Here is a 24,581-nt window from a genome sequence, read left to right as displayed (position 1 = left end):
CGGTCCTCCCTGATGACCAATGGCCAATGGCCGATGACCAATGGTCAATGACCGATGCCCCGGTCACCGGATGGTGATCGTGACGGTCGCCCCCTTGGGGGCCTTGTCGCCGCCCTTCACCGACTGCTTCTGCACGGTGTCGCCGAACAGCCCGAGCAGCCCGCGGTCCTCCTCCACCTTGAAGCCGGCGCCCTCCAGCGCCTTGTGGGCGTCGTCGACGCTGTCGCCGGTCACATCCGGGACCTCGACCATCTGCGGGCCCTTGGACAGCGTCAGCGTCACCGTGTCGCCCTCGGCGGCCTGGCTGCCGTCACCGGGGCTCTGCTTGGCCACCTGACCCTTGTCGTACTCGGAGTTGACCTGCTCGGGAGCGATCTGCACCTTCAGCCCGGCGCCCGTCAGCTCCTTCTTGGCGTCGTTCAGATCGTCGCCGGTGACGTCCGGGACATCGATCGGGCTGCCCTTGCTGACGGTCAGCGCGATCGCCGAACCGGCGTGCCGCTTGGTGCCCGCCTGCGGTGTCGTACCGATCACCGAGCCCTTGGCGACCTCGTCGCTGAACTGCTGGGTGACCATGCCCGGCTCCAGCCCGTCCGACTTCAGCCGGGCGCGGGCCTCGGCCAGTGTGCGGTCCGTCACATCCGGCACGTTCACCGTGTCCGGGCCCAGCGAGACGGTCAGCGTGACCGACTCGTGGTCGCGGATGCGGGCGCCGGGGGCCGGATCGGTGCCGATGACCGTGCCGCGCTTGACGGCGTCGTTGTACTCGCGCTTGACCTGCCCGACGTCCAGCCCGGCCGCCTTCAGCCGGTCCCGCGCCTGCGCCTCGGTCTTCGACAGCAGCGGCGGGACCTTGGTGAACTGGCCCGAGTTGATGTACCAGACCCCGGCGCCCACGCCGAGCACCACCAGCACGGCGGCGACGATCGTCAGCACCAGCCGGTTGGGGCGTCCGGACCGCCCGGACCGCCCGGAGCGCCTGGACCGCCTGGACGGCGGGGCGGGCGGCGCCTGGAGCCGGCTGGTGCGCTGGACGAGGTCGTCCGCCGGCTCGTCCTCGTTGACGGGCAGCGGCCGCGGCACGGTCAGCGAGCGCGGGATCACGCTCGTACGGTCCCGGGCGTTGTCGTGCTCCGCGGACCGCGCCTGCGGCGGCACCGTGTCCAGCTGGGACTCGCTGAGCCCGTGCCGCGCCTCGCGCGCCTGGGCGAGCAGCGCCACGGCGTCCTGCGGGCGCAGGTCCGGGGTGCGCGCGGTCGCCGACGCGACCAGTTCGTCCAGCGGGTACGGCAGCCCCGGCACCCGTGCCGAGGGCGGCGGCACGTCCTCGTGGATGTGCTTGTAGAGCACCTGGGCGGGGGAGTCACCGGAGTGCGGCTTCTCGCCCGTCAGCATCTCGTAGAGCACGACGCCGCACGCGTACACGTCGACGCGCGGGTCCGCGGTGCCGTGCTCCACCTGCTCGGGCGCGAGATACGACACGGTCCCGAGGACGGCGTCGGTGGTGCTGGTCACGGTGTCGACGGACCGCACGAGCCCGAAGTCGGCGACCTTGACCCGCCCGTCGTCCCCTATCAGCACGTTCTCGGGCTTCATGTCCCGGTGTACGAACCCGGCCCGGTGCGCGGCGCCGAGCGCGGCGAGGACGGGCTCCAGGATGTCGAGGGTCGCGCGCGGCTGCAGCGCCCCGCGCTCGCGCAGCACGTCCCGCAGGGTGCAGCCGGCGATGTACTCCATCGCCAGGTACACATACGACCCGTCGGTGCCCTGGTCGAAGACCTGGACGACATTCGGGTGCGCCAGCCGGGCGACGGACTTCGCCTCCCGGATGAACCGCTCGACGAACGAACCGTCCGCCGCGAGCGTCGGGTGCATCACCTTCAGCGCGAGAACGCGGTCCAGACGGGTGTCCAGGGCCCGGTAGACCGTGGCCATCCCGCCGACCGCGATCCGTGCGTCGACGCGATAACGGCCGTCGAGCACCTGCCCGACGAGAGGGTCCTGAAGGGTCGTATCCACGCAGGGGAGTCTACGAGGAGCGACCGACACTTCCCCCGCCGAGACCGCTTTCCCCCACCCACTGAAGCCGACCTGTAACGCGCCCCACACCCCCCGACCACGCCATCCACCCACCCCCACACGGCCCCCCCTCGCCCCGCACTCCGCGCGGCCACGCCCCTTCGCCCTGGGCTTCGTGCGGCTACGGCCTTGCCCTGGGCTTCGTGCGGCTACGGCCTCTCGCCCCGGGCTTCGTGCGGCTACGGCCTCTCGCCCCGCACTCCGCGCGGCCACGGCCTCTCGCCCCGCACTCCGCGCGGCCACGGCCCTTCGCCCTGGGCTTCGCGCGGCTATGGCCTCTTGCCCTGGGCTTCGCGCGGCCACGCCCCTTCGCCCCCCGGGCTCCGCGCGGCCACGGCCTCTCGCCCTGGGCTCCGTGCGGCTACCGGTCCCCGTCCCGGGCACTATGCAGCCATCGCCCCCACCTCAACTCGATGTGGCCACCGTTCCCTGCCCCCGGGCTCCGTCTGGCTACCGGTCCCCGTCCCCGGCACCATGCAGCTACCCCCCGCCCCAGCTCGATGTGGCCACCGTTCCCCGGCCCTGACCCCATGCGGTTACCGCCCCCGCCCCGGGGCCGTGTGGCTAGCGCCCTCACCCCCGACTCCGTGTGGCTACCGCTCTCCGCTCCGGCTCCGTGTGGCTACCACCCTCGCCCCGGCACTTGCGGCTACCGCCCCCGCCCCCGGCTCGATGTGGCCACCGCTCCCCGCCCCGGCCCCCGCGGCCAGCCCTCCCTGCCTCTCTCAGCGGCCAGCCCTCCCCGGCCCCCCGTGGCCAGCCTTCCCCGCCTCTCCCCCCGGCCAGCCCTCCCCGGCCCCCGCGATCCGCCCCTCCGGCCCGAGGCCGCCGGCGGTGGGGGAGGCCCACGGGAGAGTTCAGCCCTTCAGTCGGCAGTCATGGGTGGTGCGTGGGTGGGAGGGCAAGGGGGGCGCGGCGCAGGGTCAGAACGCGGGACGCTCGGGATCCAGCACGGCCAAGCCCTCCGCAGGAGACGACGCCTCGGCGAGATACCGCCGCGGAATCCGACCGGCCAACCGAGCCAGCCGACCCCCCTCCACCGCATGCCGCATCGCCGCCGCCATCCGCTCCGGCTCCTGCGCCCGGGTCACTGCAGAGGCGAGCATCACCCCGGCACACCCCAGCTCCATCGCCAGGGCAACGTCAGACGCCGTACCGGCCCCCGCATCCAGAATCACCGGCACGCGCGCGTGCTCCACGATCAGCTGGAAGTTGTGCGGATTGCGGATGCCGAGCCCGGAGCCGATCGGCGAGCCCAGCGGCATCACCGCCGCACAGCCCACGTCCTCCAGCTTCCGCGCGAGCACCGGGTCGTCGTTCGTGTACGGCAGCACCGTGAACCCGTCGTCGACCAGCGTCTCCGCCGCCTCCAGCAGCTCCACCGGATCCGGTAGCAGCGTCCGCTCGTCGGCGATGACCTCCAGCTTGATCAGATCCGTGCCCAGCGCCTCCCGTGCCAGCCGCGCCGTCAGCACGGCCTCACCCGCGGTGAAACAGCCCGCCGTGTTCGGCAGCACCCGGATGCCCAGCTTCTCCAGCACCGACAGCACCGAACCGTGCACGGAGGGGTCCACCCGCCGCATCGCGACCGTCGTCAGCTCCGTACCGGAGGCGGCCAGCGCCCGCTCCAGCACCTCCAGGCTGGGCGCACCGCCCGTACCCATGATCAGCCGCGAGGAGTACGCCGTACCCCCGAGGACGAAGGAATCGTCGGCCATGGCTCAGCCTCCCTGGACCGCGGTGAGGATCTCCACCCGGTCGCCCTCGCTCAGCGTCGTACCCGCCCACTGCGCGCGCGGCACGACGGTCTCGTTGACGGCCGCGGCCACCCCGGAGGGCGCGGAGACCAGGGACCGCACGACGGCGTCGAGCGAGGTGCCCGAGGCGACCTCCCGGCCCTCGCCGTTGACGGAGACGGAGAACGTGACGGAGATGCTCATGCGGGCTGCTCCAGGAGTACGGCGCCGAAGCGCTGCGGAGTGAACGGGCGGGCCTCGTCCGGCAGTTGGCCGCTGACCAGCACCTCGGCCAGTACATCCCCGGTGACCGGCGTCAGCAGCACCCCGTTGCGATAGTGCCCGGTGGCCAGCAGCAGTCCGTCGAGCCCGGTCGGGCCGAGCAGCGGCGCGTTGTCGGGGGAGCCGGGGCGCACTCCGGCCCGGGTCTCGGTGAGCGGCAGCTCGGTGATGCCCGGCACCAGCTCATGGGCGTCGCGCAGCAGCTCGTACACACCGCCCGCGGTCACCGCCGTGTCCCAGCCCAGCTCCTCGCTGGTCGCGCCGACGACCAGTTCGCCGTTCTCCCGGGGCACCAGATAGACATGGCCACCGCGCACCACGGCCCGTACGGTCCGGCTGAGGAAGGGCGCGTACCGGCGCGGCACCGTCAGCCGCAGCACCTGCCCCTTGACCGGCCGTACCGGCGGCAGCAGCGCCTCGGGCACCCCCGCGAGCCGTCCGCTCAGGCTGCCGGCCGCGAGCACCACCTGCCCGGCCCGCAGCGCGGTGCCGTCCGCCGTGGTGACCCCGGCGGCCCGGTCGCCCGCCACGTCCAGCCGCTCGGCCCACACCCGGTGGAACGTGACGCCGGCCCGCTCGCACGCGGCCACCAGGGCCGTCGCCAGCCGCCGCGGGTCGATCTGGTGATCGCCGTCGACCCGCAGCCCGCCGCGCACCCCGGGCGCCAGCATCGGCTCCAGGCGCCGGCACTCCCGCCCGGACAGCCACTCCGACTCCAGGCCGGAGCGCCGCTGCAGGGCGTGCAGCTCGCGCAGATGGGCGCGGTCGTCGGCGTCGAGCGCGACCTGGAGGGTGCCACAGCGGCGATAGCCGAGGTCATGGCCGGTCAGCTCGGTCAGCTCGGCCGCGAAATCCGGGTACCGGCGTGCCGATTCAAGGTTGAGGGCGAGCAGGGTCTGCTCGCCGTAGTGCAGTTCGGTGACCGCGGCCAGCATCCCGGCCGCGACCCGCGCGGCCCCGCCGCCGGGCTCGGGATCCACCACGGCCGTGGCAAGCCCGCGCTGCGCCGCGCGCCAGGCCGTGACCAGGCCGATGATTCCGCCCCCGATGACGAGGACGTCGGACGTATCGGACGTACGTGACGACATGGGCGTCCAGCCCCTCCCTTCGCCGGCATGACCCGGATCAGGTTCGTACGGTCGGAGGCCGCCAGCCTCCCTCTCAGCCCGGTGCGTCCGGGCTCCCGCGAGTGCTTGTACGGTGGCCACCCTAGCCCGCCGCGCACATCACCCGTAAGGGAGCCCCTGCCTGTGACCCGGTCCCTCGACGGTCTGACCTTCGCCCCTGTGGCGGACCAAGCCCCAGGTCAGGTGGGCACCCGCACCCGGTTCGCCTATCACGAGGACGACGGCCGGATCTGGGCCGAGTACGCGGGCGGCGATGTGGTGCGCGGCCATCTGGTCGGCACCCGCGAGGGCGACCTGCTGGACTTCCGTTATGTCCAGCTCAGGACCGACGGGACCACCGCCTGCGGGCACTGTGTGTCCACGGTCGTCGAGCTGCCGGACGGGCGGATACGGCTGGAGGAGACCTGGGAGTGGGAGTCCCGGGCGGGCGCCGGCCGAAGCGTTGTGGAACAGGTCACCGAGCACGCCCGCTGACTGACGATCCGTCACATGCTTATGGTGATCAGGTGAGCGAGCAGACAGCACAAGAGGGCACGTCACAGCAGGGGCGCCGGGTGGTCGTCGTCGGCGCGGGCATGGCCGGGGTGCAGACCGCGGTCGCCCTGCGGGAACAGGGCTTCAAGGGCGCCGTCACCGTGCTCGGCGCCGAGCCGCACCAGCCGTACGACCGGCCGCCGCTGTCGAAGGCCGTGCTGCTCGGCAAGGCCGAGGACTCCGCCTTCGACGTGGACTTCGAGACGCTCGGCGTCGAGCTGCGGCTCGGCTGCGAGGTGCTGGGCCTGCGCCCCGCCGCGCACGAGCTGGACACCGAGGCGGGCCCGGTGCCGTACGACGTCCTGGTCCTCGCCACCGGCGCCGAACCGATCACCCTGCCCGGCACCGAGGGCGTGCCCGGCGTGCATCTGCTGCGCACCCTGGACGACGCCGAACGGCTGCGGCCGGTGCTGGCCCGGCAGCACGACGTCGTGGTCGTCGGGGCCGGCTGGATCGGCGCCGAGTTCGCCACGGCCGCCCGCGAGGCCGGCTGCGCGGTGACCGTCGTCGAGGCCGCCGACCGGCCGCTGGCCGGCGCCCTGCCCCCCGAGGTCGCGGCACCCATGGCCGGCTGGTACACCGACGCCGGCGCCGAACTGCGCACCCACGCGCGCGTGGATCACATCGAGCCCGGCGCGGTGGTCCTCGCCGACGGCACCCGGCTGCCCGCGGGCGCCGTCGTCGTCGGTATCGGCGCCCGCCCCGCCACGGCCTGGCTCGCCGGCTCCGGCATCGCGCTCGGCCCGCACGGGGACGTCCTCGCCGACGCCCACCTGCGCACGAGCGTCGAGGACGTGTACGCCGTCGGCGACTGCGCCTCCTTCCCCTCCGCCCGCTACGGCGAACGGCTGCTCGTCCACCACTGGGACAACGCCCTGCAGGGCCCGCGCACCGTCGCCGCGAACATCCTCGGCGAGACCCCCGCGGCCTACGACCCGGTGCCGTACTTCTGGTCCGAGCAGTTCGGCCGCTTCGTCCAGTACGCCGGCCACCACGCCGCAGCCGACCGGATGGTCTGGCGCGGTGCCCCGACGGGCCCGTCCTGGTCGGTCTGCTGGCTCCGTGAGAACCGCCTCGTCGCCCTGCTGGCCGTAGGCCGCCCGCGTGACCTCGCCCAGGGCCGCCGCCTGATCGAAGCGGGCCGCACCATGGACCCCGAGGCGATGTCCGATCCGGCTCGCCCCCTGAAGGACGCGACGGCAACCCCCTAGGTCCTGTCGTCGAATTTCCGCCGCGATGGGGGTCCCCGGGTTCGAGCGAAGCCGAGAGCTTGGGGGAGCGACCAGCCACGACGGCGCGGCGGCCGACGGACGACATCACCCGGCACCGTCCATCGCCGCCCACCCGGCGGAGCGCCTACGCTAGGTGGCGTGACCGAGATTGACGCAAAGATCGATGCTCTCGTCCCCGCCTGGCTCACTCTCCCCGACATCGCCGAACAGCTCGGCGTCGAGGTGACGCGTGTGCGGCAGCTGGTCAAGGAGGGCCAGCTCATCGCCGTACGCCGAGGTGAGAACCGCGCGCTGCACGTCCCCGCCGCCTTCATCGACGGGGACAAGGTCGTCAAGGGCCTGTCCGGAACCTTGACGCTCCTGCGGGACGACGGCTTCACGGACGAAGAGATGCTCGAATGGCTCTTCACCCCCGACTCGACCCTGCCCGGCACCCCCGCGCAGGCCCTGAGCGAGAATCGCGGCACGGAGGTGAAGCGCCGGGCCCAGGCACTCGCCGTCTGAGCCGACCCGCACCACGAAGGGGGCGTACGGGCCGCCGTGGCCCGTACGCCACCCGCTGAAGCCGCCAGGGACACCGACCAGGGGGACCACGTATGTCCGACACCGCCACCGCACGCACCGCGCTCGCCGACGCCCGCCTGTACCTGTGCACGGACGCGCGCACCCGGCAGGGTGACCTTCCCGAGTTCCTGGACGCGGTGCTGGCCGGCGGTGTCGACATCGTGCAGCTGCGCGACAAGGGCTTGGAGGCCGGCGAGGAGCTGGCCCACCTGGAGGTCTTCGCGGACGCCTGCGCCCGGCACGGCAAGCTCCTCGCGGTGAACGACCGCGCCGACGTCGCCCACGCCGCCCGCGCCGATGTGCTGCACCTCGGCCAGGGCGACCTGCCGGTCCCCGCCGCCCGCGCGATCCTCGGCGACGAGGTGCTGATCGGCCGCTCCACACACGCCGAGTCCGAGGCGGCCGCGGCGGCCGTGCAGGACGGCGTGGACTACTTCTGCACCGGCCCCTGCTGGCCCACGCCCACCAAGCCCGGCCGCCACGCGCCCGGCCTCGATCTGGTCCGGTACACGGCCGGCCTGGGCACGGACCGCCCCTGGTTCGCGATCGGCGGCATCGACCTCGGCCGTCTCGACGAGGTGCTGGAGGCGGGCGCCCGCCGGGTGGTCGTCGTCCGCGCGATCACCGAGGCCGATGACCCGGGTGCCGCCGCGGCCGAGTTCGCCAAGCGCCTGCGGCAGGCCTGACCGGCTCTCCGTCCGGGGAAGTGTCCAAGGGGTGGACAGCAAGTCGACAATCCGGACAAAATACCGGCATCCGGTTGGGTGACCGCCCACCCCTGGCTAACCTGCCCGTATGGCCCTCGGAACCCCCTCCACCAGGACTGATCGCGCACGCACCGTGCGGGAGATCCTCGCCACCGGCAAGACCACGTACTCGTTCGAGTTCTCGGCGCCGAAGACCCCCAAGGGCGAGCGGAACCTGTGGACCGCGCTCCGGCGGGTCGAGGCGGTCGCGCCCGACTTCGTCTCCGTGACCTACGGCGCCGGCGGCTCCACCCGCGCCGGCACGGTCAAGGAGACCCAGCAGATCGTGGCCGACACCACGCTCACCCCGGTCGCCCACCTCACCGCGGTCGACCACTCCATCGCCGAGCTGCGCAACATCATCGGCCAGTACGCGGACGCCGGGATCCGCAACATGCTCGCCGTGCGCGGCGACCCGCCCGGCGACCCCATGGGCGAGTGGGTCCCGCATCCCAGGGGCCTGACCTACGCGGCCGAGCTCGTCCGGCTCATCAAGGAGTCGGGCGACTTCTGCGTGGGCGTCGCCGCCTTCCCCGAGATGCACCCCCGCTCCGCGGACTGGGACACCGACGTCGCCCACTTCGTGGACAAGTGCCGTGCGGGCGCCGACTACGCTGTCACACAGATGTTCTTCCAGCCGGAGTCGTATCTCCGGCTGCGCGACCGTGTGGCGACGGCGGGCTGTGACACCCCGGTGATCCCCGAGATCCTCCCTGTCACCAGCGTGAAGATGCTAGAACGCCTGCCCAAACTCAGCAATGCGGTCTTCCCCGAGGCCCTGAAAGAGCGGATCCTCACAGCGCGGAACGATCCGGCGGCGGTACGCTCCATCGGTATCGACTTCGCCACGGAGTTCTGCGCTCGGCTGCTCGCCGAGGGGGTGCCCGGACTGCACTTCATCACGCTGAACAGCTCCACGGCGACCTTGGAAATCTACGAGAACCTGGGCCTGCACCACCCCCCGCAGGCCTAGACCGGCCGCACCGCGATACGACACACTGCGTAGCGGTTACTGGGAGAGGGGCGTACATGGGCTGGACGGTCCTCTACATCGCGTTCGGCGTCGTCGCACTGTGGCTGCTCGGCGAGGTACTGCTGCAGTACAAGGCGCGTCTGCGCTGGCGGCTGCTCGCCTTCGCCGGCTTCCTCGGTGTCGTGGTCGGTGTGCTGATGCCGTCCGTGATCGTGATCGGTGTCGGCGCCATCGCCTTCGCGGTGGGCCAGACCTACGTCACCCTGTCGTTCCGCCGCGGCTTCGCCGCCGGCTGGGCCGTCAAGCGCCCGGACGCCGAGGCCGCCGCCGGCGGAGCCGGCAGCAAGCGCCGCCGCGGCAAGACGGACCGGCACGACCCGCAGCCGGAGGCCGCGGACCAGGAGTACGCCGCCGCCGACGACCGGGACGCCGACCAGGCCGTCTACGGCCAGGCGCACGGTGACTACGACGACTACGACCGCGACGACGTCTTCACCCCGGCCCGCCCCGGTGCCCCCACCGCCGCCGAGACCACCGCCGTCTACGAGCCGCAGCCCATGCCCGAGGACACCGGCAACTACGGCGTCTACGGCGACACCGCCACCCACGCGGCCGCGGCCCAGCAGCAGGACCCCGGCCAGCAGGCCTACGCCTACGACTACTCGGGCTACGGCCAGCAGGGCTACGGCTACGACGCCACGGGCCAGCAGGCCTACGCCAACTACTCCGACCCCTACATCGGCAGCCAGCCCTACGGCGGCGCCGCCTCGTACGACACCGGCTACTCCGGGCAGTACGCCCAGCAGGGCTACCCCCAGGACCCGTACGCCGGCGCCGGCGGCGGCTACGGCGAGACCCCGGCCGGCGGGGTGTGGGTGCCGCAGCAGCGCACCGACGAGACCTACGGCGGCGAACTCCCGCAGGAACAGCCCTACCCGTACCAGGGGCAGGGCCAGGCTCAGCAGCAGCCGCAGCCCGGCGCCGGGTACGACGAGCAGTACCGCTTCTGAGGCCGGCGGCCCAGGCTCTTTGGGGCCTCGGTCCGGCTCACTGGGAGCCGCGGAACTCCGGGCCCTCCACGATCAGCCCCGCCACCAGCGCGCCCGACATGCCCGCGTGCGGCAGGCCGCCGCCGGGGTGGGACCAGCCGCCGACCCGGTAGAGACCGGGCAGGCGCGTGGTGTTCGCCGGGTGCAGGAAACGGCCCTGGCCGGCGGCGAGGGCCGGGGCCGGCACCGCGCCGAGGAACGCGCTCGTCTCGTCGTCGGTGTCGTCGGGTGTGCGCACCTCCTGCCACAGGATGCGTTCCCGCAGACCCGGTATCGCGGCCCCGGCGGCTTCGAGGAGATGCTCCGTGTACCCCCGGACCATGCCCTCCTCGTCCCAGTCGGCGGCGCCCGGCACCACCGCGGACAGCACCATGGACTCGTGCCCGTCGTCCGGTCTGAGCGCAGGGTCGTCGGGGCGCAGCACGGTCACCGTGGGCCGCGGCGGCACATCTCCCTCCGCCGTGGCCAGGAAGTCCAGCTCGGACGGCGGGTCCGGCGTATGCACGACCGTGCGGTGCGCGGCACCGGACTCGCGCCCGCCGCGCAGGGCCAGCAGCAGGGTGAACCGCCCCGGCCGGGTCATGAACGGGTCGGCCCGGACATCGCCGTTCCTGTCCAGCGGGCGGTCCGTCAGCGCCTTCAGGCGCGCCGGGTCCACGTCCGCCACGACATGATCGGCCTCGGCCACCGTGCCGTCCCGCAGCTCCACGCCCGTGGCCCGCCCGTCCTTGTCCAGGACGCGCACGACCTCCGCGCCGAAGACGAACTCGACCCGCCGCTCAAGGCATCGCTCGTACACCGCGCGCGCCAACTCCCGGATACCGCCGCGCACATACCACGTGCCGAAGGCGTGCTCCATGTAGGGCAGCACGGCCGCGCTCGCCGGAGCGGTCCGCGGATCGAGGCCGTGGGCGAGGGCACAGCTGTCCAGGACGGCCGCGAGGCGCTCGTCGCGCAGCTCCCAGGAGCCGATCTCGGACAGGGTGCGCGCATACCGGGTGCGCAGCAGGCGCCGCTGCGGGACGCCCGGATACGGCTCCTTCCCCGCCAGCGCCTGCCAGTTGGGCCACAGCGGCTCCTCCAGCAGCGGCCTGCGGGTGCGGTCCCAGGCCTCCCGGGCCCGCACCAGGAACGCGCCCCAGCTCTCGCCCGCGCCCGCGCCCAGCGACTCGTCCAGGGCCGCGACCACACCCGCGCGCGAGGCGTTCGGCAGCGTCACCTCGGTGCCGTCCGCGAAGACATGCCGCGCGGACGGATCGACCTGGACCAGCTCGACGCAGTCCTCCAGCGGCTGCTTGCCGGTCTTGACGAACAGATCGCGGTACACGGCGGGCAGCGTCAGCAGTCCGGGACCGGTGTCGAATCCGAACCCGTCCCGCTCGAACCGGCGCACCCCGCCGCCGTAGGTGTCCGTGCTCTCGTACACCACCACCCGGTGGCCCGCGACGGCCAGCCGGGCAGCGGCCGCCATCGCGCCCATCCCGGCGCCGATCACCGCAATCCGTGCCATGCCTGCGACTTTATCGACCCCCACTGACAATCCGGCCCGCGGGCGGGTCAGGGGGAGCGCGAGGCCAGCCGCCGCTCCTCGCGCCGCTGTGCCCGGCGCCGTAGGAAGCGCCGGATGCGCGAGACGAGGAGCACCAGCGCCAGCAGACCGCCGGCCAGCAGCACGGCCGCGATGATCGCCGCCGCCGCGGGGTGGAACATCGCGATCGAGACGACGCCGCCCACGCCGAGGTCCTCGGCGAAGCTCAGCACGATATTGCTGAACGGCTCCGGCGAGGTGTTGACGGCCATCCGCGTCCCGGCCTTCACCGTATGGCTGGCCAGTGCCGTCGAACCGCCGATCAGACCGGCCGCCACGTCCGGCAGCGAACCGCTGTGCCCGGCGAGCAGCGCGCCCACCCAGGCACCGGCGAGCGGCCGGATCACCGTGTGCACGGAGTCCCACAGCGAGTCGACGTACGGGATCTTGTCGGCCACCGCCTCGCACAGGAACAGCAGCCCGGCGACGATCAGCACCTCGGGCCGCTGCAGCGTCTGCGGGACGTCGTCGCTCACGCCCGTCAGGCCGAACACGCCGAGCAGCAGCACCACCGCGTAGGCGTTGATGCCGCTGGCCCAGCCGCTGGTGAAGACCAGGGGGAGTACGGACACGGAGGCGATCGTAGCCAGGTGACGGGCCGCCGTGCCGGGCACGCGCGCGGGTGCCTGAGTATCCGTACCTAGGTGGCGAGATGAGTATGTGCGCGGATGGGCCACGACCTGTGCGGACGGGACAGTTGAGGCACGGCAAGGGGCGCGGCCCGGCACCGCCGGCACGGGGCGGCGGAACGGCGCCCGCCACCTGGCCGCTCCTTCCGCCGATCAGTCGGCGGAAGCGAGTCGGGGGACCCGGGGGAACGACCACCCACGGGGGACCATCGGGGGAGAACCGTACGGGGGCGTACGGATCACAAGGGGAACGGGAAGGCGCCGGTCCGGCAGCGGACCGGCGCCTTTCCCCTGTCTGCGGGCTTGTCAGCCCTTGCCGCTGACCCGTCCCTGCAGCAGCCGGGACAGGGCCGAGTGGACGTCGTCCAGGGAGCGCTCCGGCTGGAAGGACTTCCAGTCCAGCGCGGCCACCAGGACCATGCCGACCAGCGCGGCCGCCGTCAGCTGCACATCGATCTCGTCGCTGAACTCACCGGCCGCCACGCCCTCGCGCAGCACCTCCTCCACCACGGCGACGGCCTCCTGCCGGACCACCATCAGCGTGGACTGCCAGGCCCGGTTGGTGCGCCACAGCTCGGCGACGTACAGCTGGGTGAAGGCCGGGTAGCGGTCGATGAAGACCAGGCCCGCGCGGACCATCGCGTCCAGCGCGTCCACCTTGCTGCCGCCCGCGCGCGCGGTCTGCTCCGCTGCCTCCTTCAGCGAGGCGGTGAGCAGGCCCACGCCGTGCCGCAGCAGCTCCTCGAAGAGGACCGACTTGCTCGCGAAGTTGTAGTAGACCGTGCCCTTCGCGACTCCTGCCCGCTCGGCGATCTCGTCCACCGTGGTCGCGGAGAAGCCCTGCTCGGCGATGAGCGTGACGGCCGCCTCGTAGAGCTTCTGCCGGGTGGCCTCACGGCGCGTGCTGCCGCCGGACCTGGCGCTGCTGCTTTCCATGGTCCCGATTCTCACAGGTACGCGCGCGTGCGTCGGCCGCCCGGGGGTCACAGGCTCAGCTCCGGGTGCAGCCGGTCCAGCGTCCACACCTGGCGGCGCCGGGCCGCGAGCGCGGTCAGGGCCAGCGCTCCCACGGTGAACGCGGCCAGCACGGCACACGCCTGCCAGACCGGACCGAGCCCGCCGCCCGTGATCAGCCGGCGCAGCGCCTCCACGATGTAGCTCATCGGCAGGAACGGGTGGATCGCGTTGAAGAAGCCCGGACTGGTCTGCACGGGATATGTGCCGCCCGCCGAGGTCAGCTGGAGCATCAGCAGCGCGAGCACCAGGATCCGGCCGGCCGCGCCGAAGCGGGCGTTCAGCCACTGCACGAGCGCCGCGAAGCAGCCCGTGACCAGGCACAGGAAACCGATCGTGCCGGCCGCCCGCAGCATCTGCAGACCGATCGCCCAGTGCAGTACGGCCATCAGGGCGCCCACCTGGAGCACACCTACCGCGGCCACCGGCAGCCAGCCCGCGAGCGCGATCCGCCAGGCCGGCGAACCGGCCGCCAGGGCACGCCGGTTGAGCGGCGGGATCAGCATGTAGGCGACCATCGCGCCGACCCACAGGGACAGCGGGATGAAGTACGGGGCGAAACCCGTGCCGTAGTTCGGCGCCTTGTGCAGATCGTGGGAGGCCAGCTGGACCGGGTCGGCCATCACGTCGGTGCGCTGGTCGCGGTCCTTCTTGTCGTAGTCCGGGATCTTCTTGGCGCCGTCGTGCAGTCCGCCGGCGAGCTTCCCGGAGCCGTCGGACAGCTTGTACATGCCGCCGTTCAGGGTCTGGGCGCCCGACGCGGCCGTCCCGATGCCCTTGTCCAACGCGGTGGCGCCGGTCTGGGCCGTACCGAGCCCGGCGTGCAGTTTCTTGGCGCCGGCGGCGACCTTCTGGGCGCCCGTGTTCAGCTCGTTGATCTCCTTGACGGCGCCGTCGACGTCCTTGTACAGGTGCGGTGCGCGTGCTTCGAGGGCGGTGGCCTGCTCGCGTAGGGCGCCGAGGTTGTCCCGCATCGTCTTCAGGTCGCCGTCCTGGTCGGCGATCAACGTGTTGAGGTCGTCGGCCACGGTGGCCACGTCGGCGGCGGCCGTCCTGGCCCGCTTGAAGTCGGCGCAGTTCGGGTCGGGGATCGTGGCCGTCTCGCAGCGCGCCTTGTAGAAGTCGTCCATGACGCCGGCGTTCAGGTGAGCGAGCTTCGCGGCGCCCGGCGCGCGCTTCACCAGGACGTCGAGATTGTCGTCGACGGTCTTGGACGAGTCGGCGACCAGCCGCGCGGTGTCCCCGATGGTCTTCTCGTTGTCCTTCAGGAACGGACCGGTCTTGTCGTACACGCCGTTGACCTTGTCGGCGAGCGCCTGGGTGCCGTCGGCGACCCGCCGGGACCCCTCCTGGAGGTCACCGGCGCCCGTGTTCAGCTTCTTGACGCCCTTGGCCAGCTTGCCGCTGCCGCCGCGGGCATCCCGCAGCCCGTCGGCGAGGTCCTTGGAGCCCTTCTCCGCCTTCCCGATGCCGGTGCTCAGCCGGTCGGCGCCCTCGGCGGCCGTGACGGTCTTGTCGTGGATGCCGGAGAACGAGACGAAGATCTTGTCGAGGAAGGTGCGGGAGGCCTTGGTGGAGGCGGCCGAGCGGACCTCGTTGAAGACCGTGCGGGAGATCTGGCCGACGATGTAGTTGTTCGCGTCGTTGGTGCGCACCCGCAGGGCGCCGGTCTCCGGGGAGGCGCCGGAACTGGAGGCGATCCGCCGGCTGAAGTCGGCCGGCATGGTCAGCGACAGGTAGTAGGTGCCGTCCTCGACGCCCTTGCGGGCCTCCGCGTCGCTCACCTCGTGCCACTCGAAGGTCCGGCTGTCGCGCAGCCCGTCGACGATGTCGTCGCCGGCGGTGATCTTCTTGCCGGCCGCCGTGGCGCCCTTGTCGTCGTTCACCAGCGCTACCGGGATACGGTCCAGACGGCCGTACGGGTCCCAGAAGGACCACAGGTACAGGGCGCCGTAGAGCAGTGGCAGCACGAGCAGCGCGACCAGGGCGGCGCGCGGCAGCCGGCCGCGTCCGAAGCGCCTCAGTTCGAGCGCGGCCAGCCTAGGCGAGCGCATCGACGCCCTCCTTCGGGTCGCTCTTCTCGCTGCCCGTGACCTCGTCGGTCTCGTCGGCCTTGTCAGCCTTGTCGGTCTCGTTCGTCCCGTCCGCCTGCCCGGCCTCTGCGCCCCGCGGCCCGGTCGCGGCGACAAGGCAGTCACCGGGGGCGGTGCGGCAGACGACCGCCACGGTCGTCCCCGCGCGCGTGAGGGAGCGCAGCAGGTCCCACAGTTCGGCGCGCTCGGCGTCCGAGAGCTTCAGGTCGAGGTCGTCGACGCCGAGCAGTCCGGGCCGGCCGAGCAGGGCCAGGGCGATGGACAGTCGCAGTTCCTGCGGCCGCTCCAGATCGCGCACGGCCGTCCGGGAGCCCTTGGGCAGCGTCTCGGGGTCCAGTCCGGCGGCGGCCAGGGCCGCGTCGACGCGCAGCCGTGCCTCGTGCACACGCTGGGCGCGGGGGCGCAGCAGGCCGCGCAGGGACTCGCCGAAGCGGCTCTGCAGCAGGGCGCGTTCGCGCAGGTGCTCGCCGACGGTCAGGGCGGGTTCCAGATCGGTCACCCCGGCCACGTTGGCCACGGCGCTGCCGCGGCGCAGCCGGGCCATGTGCCGGGGGAGCGGGAACCCGCCCACGACGGCGGTTCCCTCGGTGGGCTTCATCCGTCCCGTGAGTGCGAGCAGCAGGGAGGTGCGGCCGGAGCCGGACGGTCCCTCGATCGCGATGAGCGAGCCGGGCTCCGCGTCGAGGGTGATGCCCCGGAAGGCCCACCCCCGCGGCCCCTTGAGCCCGAGGCCCTCGGCCCTGACGTCCATGCCGTTCACAAGCCCCCCTGCCGAATCCGTATTTTTGCACTGACTGGTCAGTGCAAAAATACGCCCGAACCTACGATCGAAGCAAAACCCCAGGTCAGAACGGATTGTCAGTGCCATACCGCACGATGGGCACATACGGCACCTGTGCCGTCACCCAGACGACAGGAGGTTCGTCATGGCCAATCCCTCCGCAGCCGCCGCCCGTCGGCGCCGCGCCACCGGCCCTGCCCCCTCACTGACCGGCCCGGCGAGCGATGTGCACCCCGTGCTCCGCCGGGCCACGGCCCCGCCCGCCGCCCTCGACCTGCTCGCCCAGGCCCGCGCCGGACTGGAGGAGGCCACCGTCCTGGAAACGCCGAACGAACGCTATGCGACGGCCCACCTCGCCGCGCTGCGCACCGCCGCCGCCGTGCTCGCCGCCCTCGGCCGCCCCGAGACCAACCCGCGCCGCCGCGCCCGGATCCGCAGCGCCTGGGACGTACTGCCCGAGATCGCCCCCGAACTGACCGAGTGGAGCGCGCTGTTCGCCTCGGGCGCCGCCCGCCGCGCCCGTGCCGAGGCCGGCATCCAGGGCGCGGCCGGCCGGCGGGACGCCGACGACCTGATACGGGACGTGGCGATGTTCCTGCGCATCGTCGAGCGGATGCTCGTCCTCCAGCCGGTCCTGCCCCAGCCCCGCCAGGACGCCGGTGACCGGGACGGCCCGAGAGCACGCGGGGACCTTCCGGACGCGGGCTGACCAGCGGCCGGGCGGGACGGACACGGCCGTACCCGGCGCGGTGCCGGGTACGGCCGCGGAGGCAATAGGGTGGACTCGCCTGAAGCTTCCAGCCCTGCGAGGAGTCAACTGCCGTGTCGGACCCGATGCGCCCCCGCGCCTCCCTGCGTACCGCCGTGGTCTGGGACGTCCTCCAGGACGCCCTCGACCGCCGGGTCAAGGCCACGGGACGGGACTGCCTGGACGTCCTCGACACCGGGGGCGGCAGCGGAAACTTCGCTGTGCCCCTCGCCCGGCTCGGCCACCGCGTCACCGTGGTCGACCCCAGCCCGAACGCGCTGTTCGCGCTGGAGCGCCGGGCCGCCGAGGCCGGTGTCGCCGACCGCGTCCGGGGCGTCCAGGGCGACGCGCACGGCCTGTTCGACGTCGTCGAACGCGACGGGTACGACGCCGTGCTGTGCCATGGCGTCCTGGAGTACGTGGACGACCCGGCCGAGGGCGTCCGCAACGCCGTCGCGGCGCTGCGCTCCGAGGGTGTCCTCAGCCTGCTCGCCGCGGGCCTCGGCGGGGCCGTGCTGGCCCGCGCCCTCGCCGGCCACTTCTCGGAGGCCCGGCAGGCGCTGCAGAACCCCGAGGGCCGCTGGGGCGCCGGCGACCCGATGCCGCGCCGGTTCACCGCCGAGCAGCTCACCGCGCTGGTCGAGGGCGCGGGCCTGCGGGTCGGCGCCGTGCACGGCGTGCGGGTCTTCGCCGACCTCGTCCCCGGTGTCCTCGTGGACACCGAGCCCGGCGCCCTCGACGCGCTCCTGAAGCTGGAGGCGGCCGCGGCCGAACTGCCCGCTTTCCACTCCGTCGCCACCCAGCTGCACGTGCTCGGTGAGACGCGGGGTGCCGCCGAGGCCTGAGCGTGCCACCGGGACGCGCCGCTGATCAGGGCCTTGGCAGCGGATGGAGTACGCCACAAGACCCCCGATCGAGGGGTTTGCGCCGTATGATCGAGGTACACCACCCGGCATGACGGGTCGGCCGCAGGGGAATGGAAGCCTCAGCGAGCCGGGACGCTCATGGCGGGTTCTGGTTGGCCAATTGGCGTAGAGGGGCGGGTTTCACGGGGGCGATTCCCTGCCTATCCTGAAGGGACCCCCCGGGTCGCCCCGGCGACTGCACGATGAGGAGGACTCCGTGCCGCTCTCGGAGCACGAGCAGCGCATGCTCGAGCAGATGGAGCGAGCGCTGTACGCCGAAGATCCCAAGTTCGCGTCAGCGCTTGAGGGAAGCGGGCTGCGTACGTACACCCGTCGGCGGGTCTACCAGGCGGTCGCAGGCTTCCTCGTGGGTATCGCGCTCCTCATGGCCGGAATGGTCGCGCAGCTGATCTGGGTCAGCGTGGTGGGTTTCCTCGTCATGCTGGGCTGTGCCGTACTCGCCGTCACAGGCTGGCGCAAGGGCCCGAAACCGGGCGAGCAGCCCGCGGGCGCGGGTGCCGTCCGCCGCCAGGCGCGGCCGAAACGCTCCATGATGGACCGGATCGAGGAGCGCTGGCAGCGCCGCCGGGACGAGCAGGGCCGGTAGCCGACCGGCGTTTTTGCCGGCACCGACAGACCTCGGCACCGACAGACCATGGGTGAGGGGCGACCACGCGAAGTGGTCGCCCCTCACCGTTCTCTCAGCCCTGCTGCTGCGACGGCCGGCGCAGACCGGGCCGGGCCGCCGCCACCCGGGTCCTGAGCGCCGACCAGCGTGCCGACACCGCCCACAGCACCCGCACCGACGAACGCGGCAGGAACAGCGCCCGCAGCCGCGTGCCGGTGCTGACCGTGGCGCGCAGCCCCTCGGTCACCCGGCGCACGTCCTCCGCGGCCCCCGCCACCGGGCGCGGGCTCGGCGCGTACAGCACCTGCTCCACCACGTTTGCCACCCGGTGCACCGCGGCACCGGCCGTCTGGTCCAGCTGCCCCAGCTCGACGATCCGGGCGGCCGCCCGGCGCGGCGTCAGCGACTCGTCGGGCGCGATGCCATGGTCCCAGGCGCTGTCCGTCAGCTCCTGCCAGGCGGCCAGGGTGTGCGCCACCGCGCCCTGCTCGGTCCGGGCATGCCCGCCCAGCCGCACCGACCGCACCCGCGTCCGCCACAGCAGCGGCGCCAGCGGAACCGCCGCCACGACCAGGGCACCCAGGCCGATCAGCAGATACCACCACGGGCCCGTGCCCCCGCCGCCGCTGTGCGGGACCGCCGCGGCGGACGCGGTGTCGCAACCCTGCAGCTTGACCAGCTCCGGCGAGCAGCTCTCGCTCGGCGAGGCCACCGCCGAGGGCGCCGAGGACGAGTGGTGCGAGGGCAGATCCTGGTCGGGCAGAGAGTTCCCGGGCGTGTCCGACACGGTGTACGACGGTGTGGTGCCACGGGTCGGGGTCGGCTCGAAACGGGTCCAGCCCACACCCGCGAAGTACAGCTCGGGCCAGGCGTGCGCGTCCTTCTGGCTCACCGAGACCGAGCCGTCGGACTGCGGGGTACCGGGCGCGAAGCCCACCGCGACCCGGGCCGGGATGCCGAGGGTGCGGGCCATCGCCGCCATGGCGAAGGAGAAGTGGACGCAGAAGCCCTCCTTCTTCTTCAGGAAGGCGGCGATGGCGTCGGGGCCGCGGCCGACCTCCACCTCGGTGTCGTACTGGAAGCCGCCCGAGACGGCGAAGTAGTCCTGGAGTTTGACGGCTTCCTCGTAGTGGTTGCGCGCGCCCGACGTGACCTGCTTGGCGGTCTCGGCCACCACCTTCGGCAGCACGGGCGGCACCTTCGTGTACTCACGCTTCAGGGCGGCCGGCGGCTCCGGCGCGGCGGCCAGCTGATCGGCGGTCGGCTGCACATCCAGGCTGGTCACCTGGTAGGTCTCCCCGCGCGTGGTCTGGCCGTGGTCGCCGACGAGGGTCATACCGACCGGCTCGTAGCGCCAGCGGCCGGCGACCTTCACCCCGCTCGGCGGGTACGGCATCGGCAGCCAGTCCTGGGCGTACCAGCCCGCCGCCGCGACCGTCGTCGTCACCGTGCGGCGCTTGACGTCCGGGCCGAGACCGATGGGCGTGGGGAACCTGTCCGGGATGCCGACGATGTGCCGCTGGGCCGGTTTCCAGGTGGTGCCGTCGAAGTCGTCCAGGGAGACTATCCGCAGATACAGGTCCGAGACGTCGCTCGTGCTGGTCTTCACCGACAGCACCTGGCGGTCGTCGTCCGTGTTCAGGCTGTCGCGCAGCGACACCAGCGGGTTGACCGCGGAGATCGTGCCCCCGCGGCCGTCGCCCGCCCCCACACCCGCGCCGGCGGCGTCCAGCAGGCCGCCCTGCATCGCGGGCAGGGCCAGCGGCACCACCAGGGCCGCGCCGAGCGCGACCGCGCCGATCCGGCGGCCGGTGCGCACCGGGGCCACCGCGCCGCCCTCCGGAGAACCGGGGCCACGGGCCGCGCCTGCGAAGACATGGCCCCACTGCGCGAGCCGGTCCCGGCTCTCGGCGAGCAGCAGCATCAGATAGCCGGCCGCCGCCACCAGGAACCACAGCCAGTCGGCCCCGCCCTCGGACAGCCCGGCGGCCACCGAGTACAGCGCGAGCAGCGGCAGCCCGGCCGGGGCCGCGCTGCGGAAGGTCACCGCGAGCGTGTCCACCAGCAGACCGATGAGCAGGACGCCGCCGATCAGCATCAGCTTGATGCCGTCGGTGACCGGCGCGGGTATCGCGTACTCGCTGACGTCGTCGGAGCCCTGCTGGAGCAGGGCGGAGAAGTGATGGAAGGCGTCCGGGCCGGGGATCAGCCCGATGATCGCGTACTCCCGAGCGAAGACCAGGGTCAGCAGCATCAGGGCGGCCAGCGCCTGCGCCACCACGGTCAGCGGCCGGCCCAGCGGCACCCGGCGGGCCGCCGCACCCACCCCGGACTGCACGGCCACCAGCGGGACCAGCTGCAGCAGCCAGGTCGGCTCGGCCACCAGGGGCAGCAGCGCACAGGAGGCCATCAGGGTGGCCGCCGCCGCGCACAGGGCCAGTCGTGCCCGTCCGCTCATCGCGTCGCCTCCCCGCTGAGGGCGGCCAGGCCCGAGCGTTCCCGGTCCGCCTGCTGCCACAGCGCGTTCAGCGCGCCGCCGCGCGGTACGCTCAGCGCCGTCCAGCCCCCCTCGCGCAGCATGCGCAGCCGCTCGGCGTGCCGGTGGCCGGGGCGCGGTACGTCGGTCGCCTCGCGCACCCAGATGTCCGGGTCCAGCACGAAGGCGACGGCCCCACCGCTGCGCCGGCTCATCTTGGCGACCGTCGTGGCCTGTTCCTCGTCCAGGTCGCCCAGGAAGGCGATCAACAGCCCCTCGTTCCCGCCGCGCAGTACGTCGTAGGCGCGGGACAGGCCCGTGCCGTCGGAGTGGTCGATCACCGCGAGGGTGTCCATCATCAGTCCGGCCGCCTCCGCGGTCTCCTGGCCGCTGCCCGCGAACCCGTCGCCGCCCTCACCGGGCACCACACTGCCGCTGTCGGTCAGCAGCCGTACCGAGAAGCCCCGTTCGAGCATGTGCACCAGCACCGAGGCGGCCCCGGAGACGGCCCATTCGAAGGCCGAGTCGGGGCCCGCGCCCTCGTAGGCACCGCCCCGGGTGTCCAGCAGGACCGTGCACCGGGAGCGCCGGGGCTGTTCCTCGCGGCGCACCATGAGCTCGCCGTAGCGCGCGGTGGAGCGCCAGTGCACCCGGCGCAGGTCGTCGCCGTAGCGGTAGCCGCGCGGGATCACGTCGTCCTCGCCCGCGAGGGCCAGCGAGCGCTGCCGCCCGTCGCCGTACCCCTTGGCCTCGCCGCTGAAGCGGACCGGGGCGAGCGGGTCCACGCGCGGGATGACCGTGAGGGTGTCGTACGTCGAGAAGGAGCGGGTCAGTTCACACATCCCGAAGGGGTCCGTCAGCCGCAGCTGCAGCGGGCCCAGCGGGTAACGGCCGCGCAGGTCGGAGCGGACCCGGTAGGACACCTCGCGGCGGCCGCCCGGCTCCACCCGGTCCAGCACGAACCGGGGGCGCGGCCCGAGGACGTACGGCACCCGGTCCTGGAGCATCAACAGGCCGGTGGGCAGCCGGGAGACGTTGTCCATCCGCAGATGGACCCTGGCCTCGCTGCCGGCCGGCACGCGCGCGGGGGCGAGCCGGCGGGAGGCGGACACCCGGTAGCGCGTGCGGTACACCACGGTCGCGCAGATCAGCGGCAGCGCGGCCAACAGCAGGCCGACCCGCAGCAGATCGCTCTGGCCCAGCACATACGCGCAGATCGCGGCCGCGGTCCCGGCCGCCAGGAAGGAACGGCCACGGGTCGTGAGACCCGCGAGGGCCGTACGGACGCCGCCCGTCTCCCCGCGGTCGGCCTCCGCCTGACCGGCCCCCCCGGCGCTCATCACAGACCCCGCGGGGGCTGCTGGGGATACGCCGGCATCCCGCGGCCGAGGCCCCCGAAGCCGCTCTGCTGTCCGGGCGCCGCGGGCACCGGGGTGCGCTGGAGGATCTCCTGCACGACCTGCTCGGCCGTACGGCGGTTCAGCTGGGCCTGGGCGGTGGGCAGCAGACGGTGTGCGAGGACGGCGACGGCGAGTGCCTGCACGTCGTCCGGCAGGGCGTACTCCCGGCCGGCGAGGGCCGCGGACGCCTTTGCCGCGCGCAGCAGATGCAGCGTCGCGCGCGGGGAGGCACCGAGTCTGAGGTCGGGGTGGGCGCGTGTGGCGGCGACCAGCTCCACCGCGTACCGCCGGACCGGCTCGGAGACATGGACGCCGCGCACCGCCTCGATCAGCTTCAGGATCTCGTGGGCGTGCGCCACCGGCTGCAGGTCCTCCAGCGGGCTCGCCGCGCCGTGGATGTCGAGCATCTGCAGCTCGGCCTCCACACTCGGGTAGCCGACGGAGACGCGCGCCATGAAGCGGTCGCGCTGGGCCTCGGGCAGCGGATAGGTGCCCTCCATCTCGACCGGGTTCTGCGTGGCCACCACCATGAAGGGGCTGGGCAGTTCGTAGGTCTGACCATCGATGGTGACCTGGCGCTCCTCCATGGACTCCAGCAGCGCCGACTGGGTCTTGGGCGAGGCGCGGTTGATCTCGTCGCCGATCACGATCTGCGCGAAGATGGCGCCCGGCTTGAACTCGAAGTCCCGGCGCTGCTGGTCCCAGATGGACACACCGGTGATGTCCGAGGGCAGCAGGTCGGGCGTGAACTGGATGCGCCGCACCGAGCAGTCGATGGACCGCGCCAGCGCCTTGGCCAGCATCGTCTTGCCCACGCCGGGGACGTCCTCGATCAGCAGATGGCCCTCGGCGAGCAGCACGGTCAGCGCCAGCCGTACGACCTCGGGCTTGCCCTCGATCACGCCTTCCACCGAATCGCGCACCCGCTCAACAGTGGCGGTCAGATCAGTGAGGCTCGCTCGATCGTCATAGGTCGTCACCCGGCCCTCCTCGGCCCGTTCTTTCCGGGCCGACGCTGCTTGCGAACCGGCCCACCCCGAAACACGGACACCACGCGGGAAAGGTTCCGCGTGATGCCACACCCCGCATTCTTGCCGCCGTTACCGATTCGTGTCACTCGCCTGTGGACAACTGCCCGCACGATGTCGGTCATACGTCTCATTCGACCGCATTTCGATACCGGGGAGGGGGTGGCGGGCGCCGTGTTCCGGGGTGGCCGGCCGCTGTGCCCGTCAGGCCGGGTCGACCTCGCGCAGCCGGCCGGTGCGCACGTCGAACACGAAACCGCGCACGTCGTCGGTGTGCAGCAGGAACGGCGAGGTGCGCACGCGCTGCATCGACTGGCGTACGTCCTGGTCGACGTCCCGGAAGGCCTCCACCGCCCAGGCCGGCCGCTGGCCGACCTCCATCTCCAGGTCGTGCCGGAAGTCCTCGGTGATGGACTCCATGCCGCAGCCGGTGTGGTGGATGAGGACGACGCTGCGGGTGCCGAGCGCCCGCTGGCTGATGGTCAGGGAGCGGATGACGTCGTCGGTGACGACGCCGCCGGCGTTGCGGATGGTGTGGCAGTCGCCGAGCTGCAGGCCCAGCGCCTGGTGCAGGTCGAGACGGGCGTCCATACATGCCACGACGGCAACCCGGAGTACCGGGCGGGCGTCCATTCCCGGGTCGGCGAACGCTGCGGCGTACCCCTGGTTGGCCTCAACCAGGCGGTCCGTCACGGTGCCGCCGTTCGATATGGCGCCTTCGGATCCAGTGGGAACTGCTGCGGAAGTCGTCATACCCAAGACGGTACTGGTCACGCTCCGTCCTGGCCCGCTGTGAGAGAGGACAAAGAACGTCATCGTGGCTTGTTGTGAGCTAACCCACAGGGAGGGCAAACCTGGCCCGGCCGGGTGAATCGCCTCCGATTGCGGCTCGCGCCGCGATGCGCTAGGCGACGCGCAGGCCGGTTGATTGACCGCGAGACACGGTGGACTAAAGTGACGCGAAGCGGG

The 24,581-nt window shown here is 72.8% G+C and carries 22 protein-coding genes and 1 riboswitch; of the genes, 9 read left to right on the top strand and 13 right to left on the bottom strand.

Annotation, left to right across the window (positions count from 1 at the left end; genetic code table 11):
* Window positions 1–63 precede the first annotated feature (63 nt).
* The 4 genes from pknB to thiO all read right to left on the bottom strand — a co-directional run bounded on the left by pknB (window position 64) and on the right by thiO (window position 5,185).
* Window positions 64–2,019, bottom strand: coding sequence for a Stk1 family PASTA domain-containing Ser/Thr kinase (pknB, locus tag IE277_RS01240; RefSeq protein WP_189947623.1), 1,956 nt, complete (start codon window positions 2,017–2,019; stop codon window positions 64–66).
* Window positions 2,020–3,002: 983 nt separating this feature from the next.
* Window positions 3,003–3,797, bottom strand: coding sequence for a thiazole synthase (locus IE277_RS01235; protein ID WP_189947622.1), 795 nt, complete (start codon window positions 3,795–3,797; stop codon window positions 3,003–3,005).
* Window positions 3,798–3,800: 3 nt separating this feature from the next.
* Window positions 3,801–4,019 carry a sulfur carrier protein ThiS gene (gene thiS / locus IE277_RS01230; RefSeq protein WP_189947621.1) on the bottom strand — a complete coding sequence of 73 codons (219 nt, stop codon included), beginning with the start codon at window positions 4,017–4,019 and terminating at the stop codon, window positions 3,801–3,803.
* Window positions 4,016–5,185 (bottom strand): glycine oxidase ThiO, encoded by a 1,170-nt coding sequence (gene thiO, locus IE277_RS01225; protein WP_189947620.1) that lies wholly within the window; start codon window positions 5,183–5,185, stop codon window positions 4,016–4,018. The genes thiS and thiO overlap by 4 nt, the downstream gene beginning before the upstream one ends.
* A riboswitch (TPP riboswitch) is annotated at window positions 5,183–5,294 on the bottom strand. Its footprint overlaps the gene before it by 3 nt.
* Before the next feature lie 53 nt (window positions 5,295–5,347).
* On the opposite strand from thiO, the gene IE277_RS01220 reads away from it, so the two are divergent.
* The 6 genes from IE277_RS01220 (at window position 5,348) to IE277_RS01195 (ending at window position 10,283) form a co-directional block, all read left to right on the top strand.
* Window positions 5,348–5,698 (top strand): avidin-fold protein, encoded by a 351-nt coding sequence (locus IE277_RS01220; RefSeq protein ID WP_189947619.1) that lies wholly within the window; start codon window positions 5,348–5,350, stop codon window positions 5,696–5,698.
* 32 nt (window positions 5,699–5,730) lie between these two features.
* The gene (locus IE277_RS01215) at window positions 5,731–6,969 is read left to right on the top strand and encodes an NAD(P)/FAD-dependent oxidoreductase (protein WP_189947617.1); all 1,239 of its coding nucleotides are present in this window, start codon (window positions 5,731–5,733) and stop codon (window positions 6,967–6,969) included.
* A 159-nt stretch (window positions 6,970–7,128) separates the two neighbouring features.
* Window positions 7,129–7,494 carry an Rv2175c family DNA-binding protein gene (locus IE277_RS01210; RefSeq protein WP_189947615.1) on the top strand — a complete coding sequence of 122 codons (366 nt, stop codon included), beginning with the start codon at window positions 7,129–7,131 and terminating at the stop codon, window positions 7,492–7,494.
* A 92-nt stretch (window positions 7,495–7,586) separates the two neighbouring features.
* Complete coding sequence (gene thiE / locus IE277_RS01205; RefSeq protein WP_189947613.1) at window positions 7,587–8,240, top strand: thiamine phosphate synthase; 654 nt, start codon at window positions 7,587–7,589, stop codon at window positions 8,238–8,240.
* Between the two features lie 109 nt (window positions 8,241–8,349).
* The gene (metF, locus tag IE277_RS01200) at window positions 8,350–9,273 is read left to right on the top strand and encodes a methylenetetrahydrofolate reductase [NAD(P)H] (protein WP_189947611.1); all 924 of its coding nucleotides are present in this window, start codon (window positions 8,350–8,352) and stop codon (window positions 9,271–9,273) included.
* A gap of 56 nt (window positions 9,274–9,329) precedes the next feature.
* A complete protein-coding gene (locus IE277_RS01195) occupies window positions 9,330–10,283 on the top strand; it encodes an SCO2102 family sporulation regulator (protein ID WP_189947609.1) in 954 nt (317 codons plus the stop codon).
* Between the two features lie 37 nt (window positions 10,284–10,320).
* Here the strand turns inward: IE277_RS01195 and IE277_RS01190 are convergent, their stop codons facing one another.
* The 5 genes from IE277_RS01190 to IE277_RS01170 all read right to left on the bottom strand — a co-directional run bounded on the left by IE277_RS01190 (window position 10,321) and on the right by IE277_RS01170 (window position 16,397).
* Window positions 10,321–11,832, bottom strand: a complete 1,512-nt coding sequence (locus IE277_RS01190; protein WP_229880433.1) for a phytoene desaturase family protein — start codon at window positions 11,830–11,832, stop codon at window positions 10,321–10,323.
* Between the two features lie 47 nt (window positions 11,833–11,879).
* Window positions 11,880–12,482, bottom strand: a complete 603-nt coding sequence (locus IE277_RS01185) for a DUF4126 domain-containing protein (RefSeq protein WP_189947607.1) — start codon at window positions 12,480–12,482, stop codon at window positions 11,880–11,882.
* Window positions 12,483–12,845: 363 nt separating this feature from the next.
* Complete coding sequence (locus IE277_RS01180) at window positions 12,846–13,475, bottom strand: TetR/AcrR family transcriptional regulator (RefSeq protein WP_189947605.1); 630 nt, start codon at window positions 13,473–13,475, stop codon at window positions 12,846–12,848.
* 47 nt (window positions 13,476–13,522) lie between these two features.
* The gene (locus IE277_RS01175) at window positions 13,523–15,607 is read right to left on the bottom strand and encodes a YhgE/Pip family protein (protein ID WP_189947603.1); all 2,085 of its coding nucleotides are present in this window, start codon (window positions 15,605–15,607) and stop codon (window positions 13,523–13,525) included.
* Window positions 15,594–16,397, bottom strand: a complete 804-nt coding sequence (locus IE277_RS01170) for an ATP-binding cassette domain-containing protein (RefSeq protein ID WP_189949142.1) — start codon at window positions 16,395–16,397, stop codon at window positions 15,594–15,596. Before IE277_RS01170 ends, IE277_RS01175 begins: the two co-directional genes overlap by 14 nt.
* Before the next feature lie 175 nt (window positions 16,398–16,572).
* Here IE277_RS01170 and IE277_RS01165 point away from each other — a divergent pair, with 175 nt between their 5' ends.
* The 3 genes from IE277_RS01165 (at window position 16,573) to IE277_RS01155 (ending at window position 18,687) form a co-directional block, all read left to right on the top strand.
* Window positions 16,573–17,136, top strand: coding sequence for an SAV_6107 family HEPN domain-containing protein (locus tag IE277_RS01165; protein WP_189947601.1), 564 nt, complete (start codon window positions 16,573–16,575; stop codon window positions 17,134–17,136).
* Between the two features lie 113 nt (window positions 17,137–17,249).
* Complete coding sequence (locus IE277_RS01160; RefSeq protein WP_189947599.1) at window positions 17,250–18,020, top strand: methyltransferase; 771 nt, start codon at window positions 17,250–17,252, stop codon at window positions 18,018–18,020.
* A gap of 277 nt (window positions 18,021–18,297) precedes the next feature.
* Entirely contained in the window at window positions 18,298–18,687 is a 390-nt protein-coding gene (locus IE277_RS01155; RefSeq protein WP_189947597.1) for an SCO2097 family morphological protein, read from the top strand.
* 94 nt (window positions 18,688–18,781) lie between these two features.
* Here IE277_RS01155 and IE277_RS01150 read toward each other — a convergent pair whose 3' ends face one another.
* The 4 genes from IE277_RS01150 to IE277_RS01135 all read right to left on the bottom strand — a co-directional run bounded on the left by IE277_RS01150 (window position 18,782) and on the right by IE277_RS01135 (window position 24,365).
* Window positions 18,782–21,166 (bottom strand): transglutaminase TgpA family protein, encoded by a 2,385-nt coding sequence (locus tag IE277_RS01150; protein WP_189947595.1) that lies wholly within the window; start codon window positions 21,164–21,166, stop codon window positions 18,782–18,784.
* The gene (locus IE277_RS01145) at window positions 21,163–22,524 is read right to left on the bottom strand and encodes a DUF58 domain-containing protein (protein ID WP_189947593.1); all 1,362 of its coding nucleotides are present in this window, start codon (window positions 22,522–22,524) and stop codon (window positions 21,163–21,165) included. The genes IE277_RS01150 and IE277_RS01145 overlap by 4 nt, the downstream gene beginning before the upstream one ends.
* Entirely contained in the window at window positions 22,524–23,564 is a 1,041-nt protein-coding gene (locus IE277_RS01140; protein WP_189947591.1) for an AAA family ATPase, read from the bottom strand. Before IE277_RS01140 ends, IE277_RS01145 begins: the two co-directional genes overlap by 1 nt.
* Window positions 23,565–23,816: 252 nt before the next feature.
* Window positions 23,817–24,365, bottom strand: a complete 549-nt coding sequence (locus IE277_RS01135; RefSeq protein WP_189947588.1) for a beta-class carbonic anhydrase — start codon at window positions 24,363–24,365, stop codon at window positions 23,817–23,819.
* Between the last annotated feature and the right edge of the window lie 216 nt (window positions 24,366–24,581).

This window comes from Streptomyces alanosinicus (assembly GCF_014650595.1).
GTDB lineage: Bacteria > Actinomycetota > Actinomycetes > Streptomycetales > Streptomycetaceae > Streptomyces > Streptomyces alanosinicus.
The sequence above is the reverse complement of the archived record's forward strand: the minus strand, read 5'-3'. Positions and strand labels throughout refer to the sequence as shown.

Bases quoted from the DNA above. Each gene is read 5' to 3' on its own strand.
- IE277_RS01235 (WP_189947622.1), bottom strand. From the start codon at position 3,797: ATGGCCGACGATTCCTTCGTCCTCGGGGGTACGGCGTACTCCTCGCGG.
- thiS (WP_189947621.1), bottom strand. From the start codon at position 4,019: ATGAGCATCTCCGTCACGTTCTCCGTCTCCGTCAACGGCGAGGGCCGG.
- thiO (WP_189947620.1), bottom strand. From the start codon at position 5,185: ATGTCGTCACGTACGTCCGATACGTCCGACGTCCTCGTCATCGGGGGC.
- thiE (WP_189947613.1), top strand. From the start codon at position 7,587: ATGTCCGACACCGCCACCGCACGCACCGCGCTCGCCGACGCCCGCCTG.
- metF (WP_189947611.1), top strand. From the start codon at position 8,350: ATGGCCCTCGGAACCCCCTCCACCAGGACTGATCGCGCACGCACCGTG.
- IE277_RS01195 (WP_189947609.1), top strand. From the start codon at position 9,330: ATGGGCTGGACGGTCCTCTACATCGCGTTCGGCGTCGTCGCACTGTGG.
- IE277_RS01190 (WP_229880433.1), bottom strand. From the start codon at position 11,832: ATGGCACGGATTGCGGTGATCGGCGCCGGGATGGGCGCGATGGCGGCC.
- IE277_RS01180 (WP_189947605.1), bottom strand. From the start codon at position 13,475: ATGGAAAGCAGCAGCGCCAGGTCCGGCGGCAGCACGCGCCGTGAGGCC.
- IE277_RS01175 (WP_189947603.1), bottom strand. From the start codon at position 15,607: ATGCGCTCGCCTAGGCTGGCCGCGCTCGAACTGAGGCGCTTCGGACGC.
- IE277_RS01170 (WP_189949142.1), bottom strand. From the start codon at position 16,397: ATGGACGTCAGGGCCGAGGGCCTCGGGCTCAAGGGGCCGCGGGGGTGG.
- IE277_RS01165 (WP_189947601.1), top strand. From the start codon at position 16,573: ATGGCCAATCCCTCCGCAGCCGCCGCCCGTCGGCGCCGCGCCACCGGC.
- IE277_RS01150 (WP_189947595.1), bottom strand. From the start codon at position 21,166: ATGAGCGGACGGGCACGACTGGCCCTGTGCGCGGCGGCGGCCACCCTG.
- IE277_RS01145 (WP_189947593.1), bottom strand. From the start codon at position 22,524: ATGAGCGCCGGGGGGGCCGGTCAGGCGGAGGCCGACCGCGGGGAGACG.
- IE277_RS01135 (WP_189947588.1), bottom strand. From the start codon at position 24,365: ATGACGACTTCCGCAGCAGTTCCCACTGGATCCGAAGGCGCCATATCG.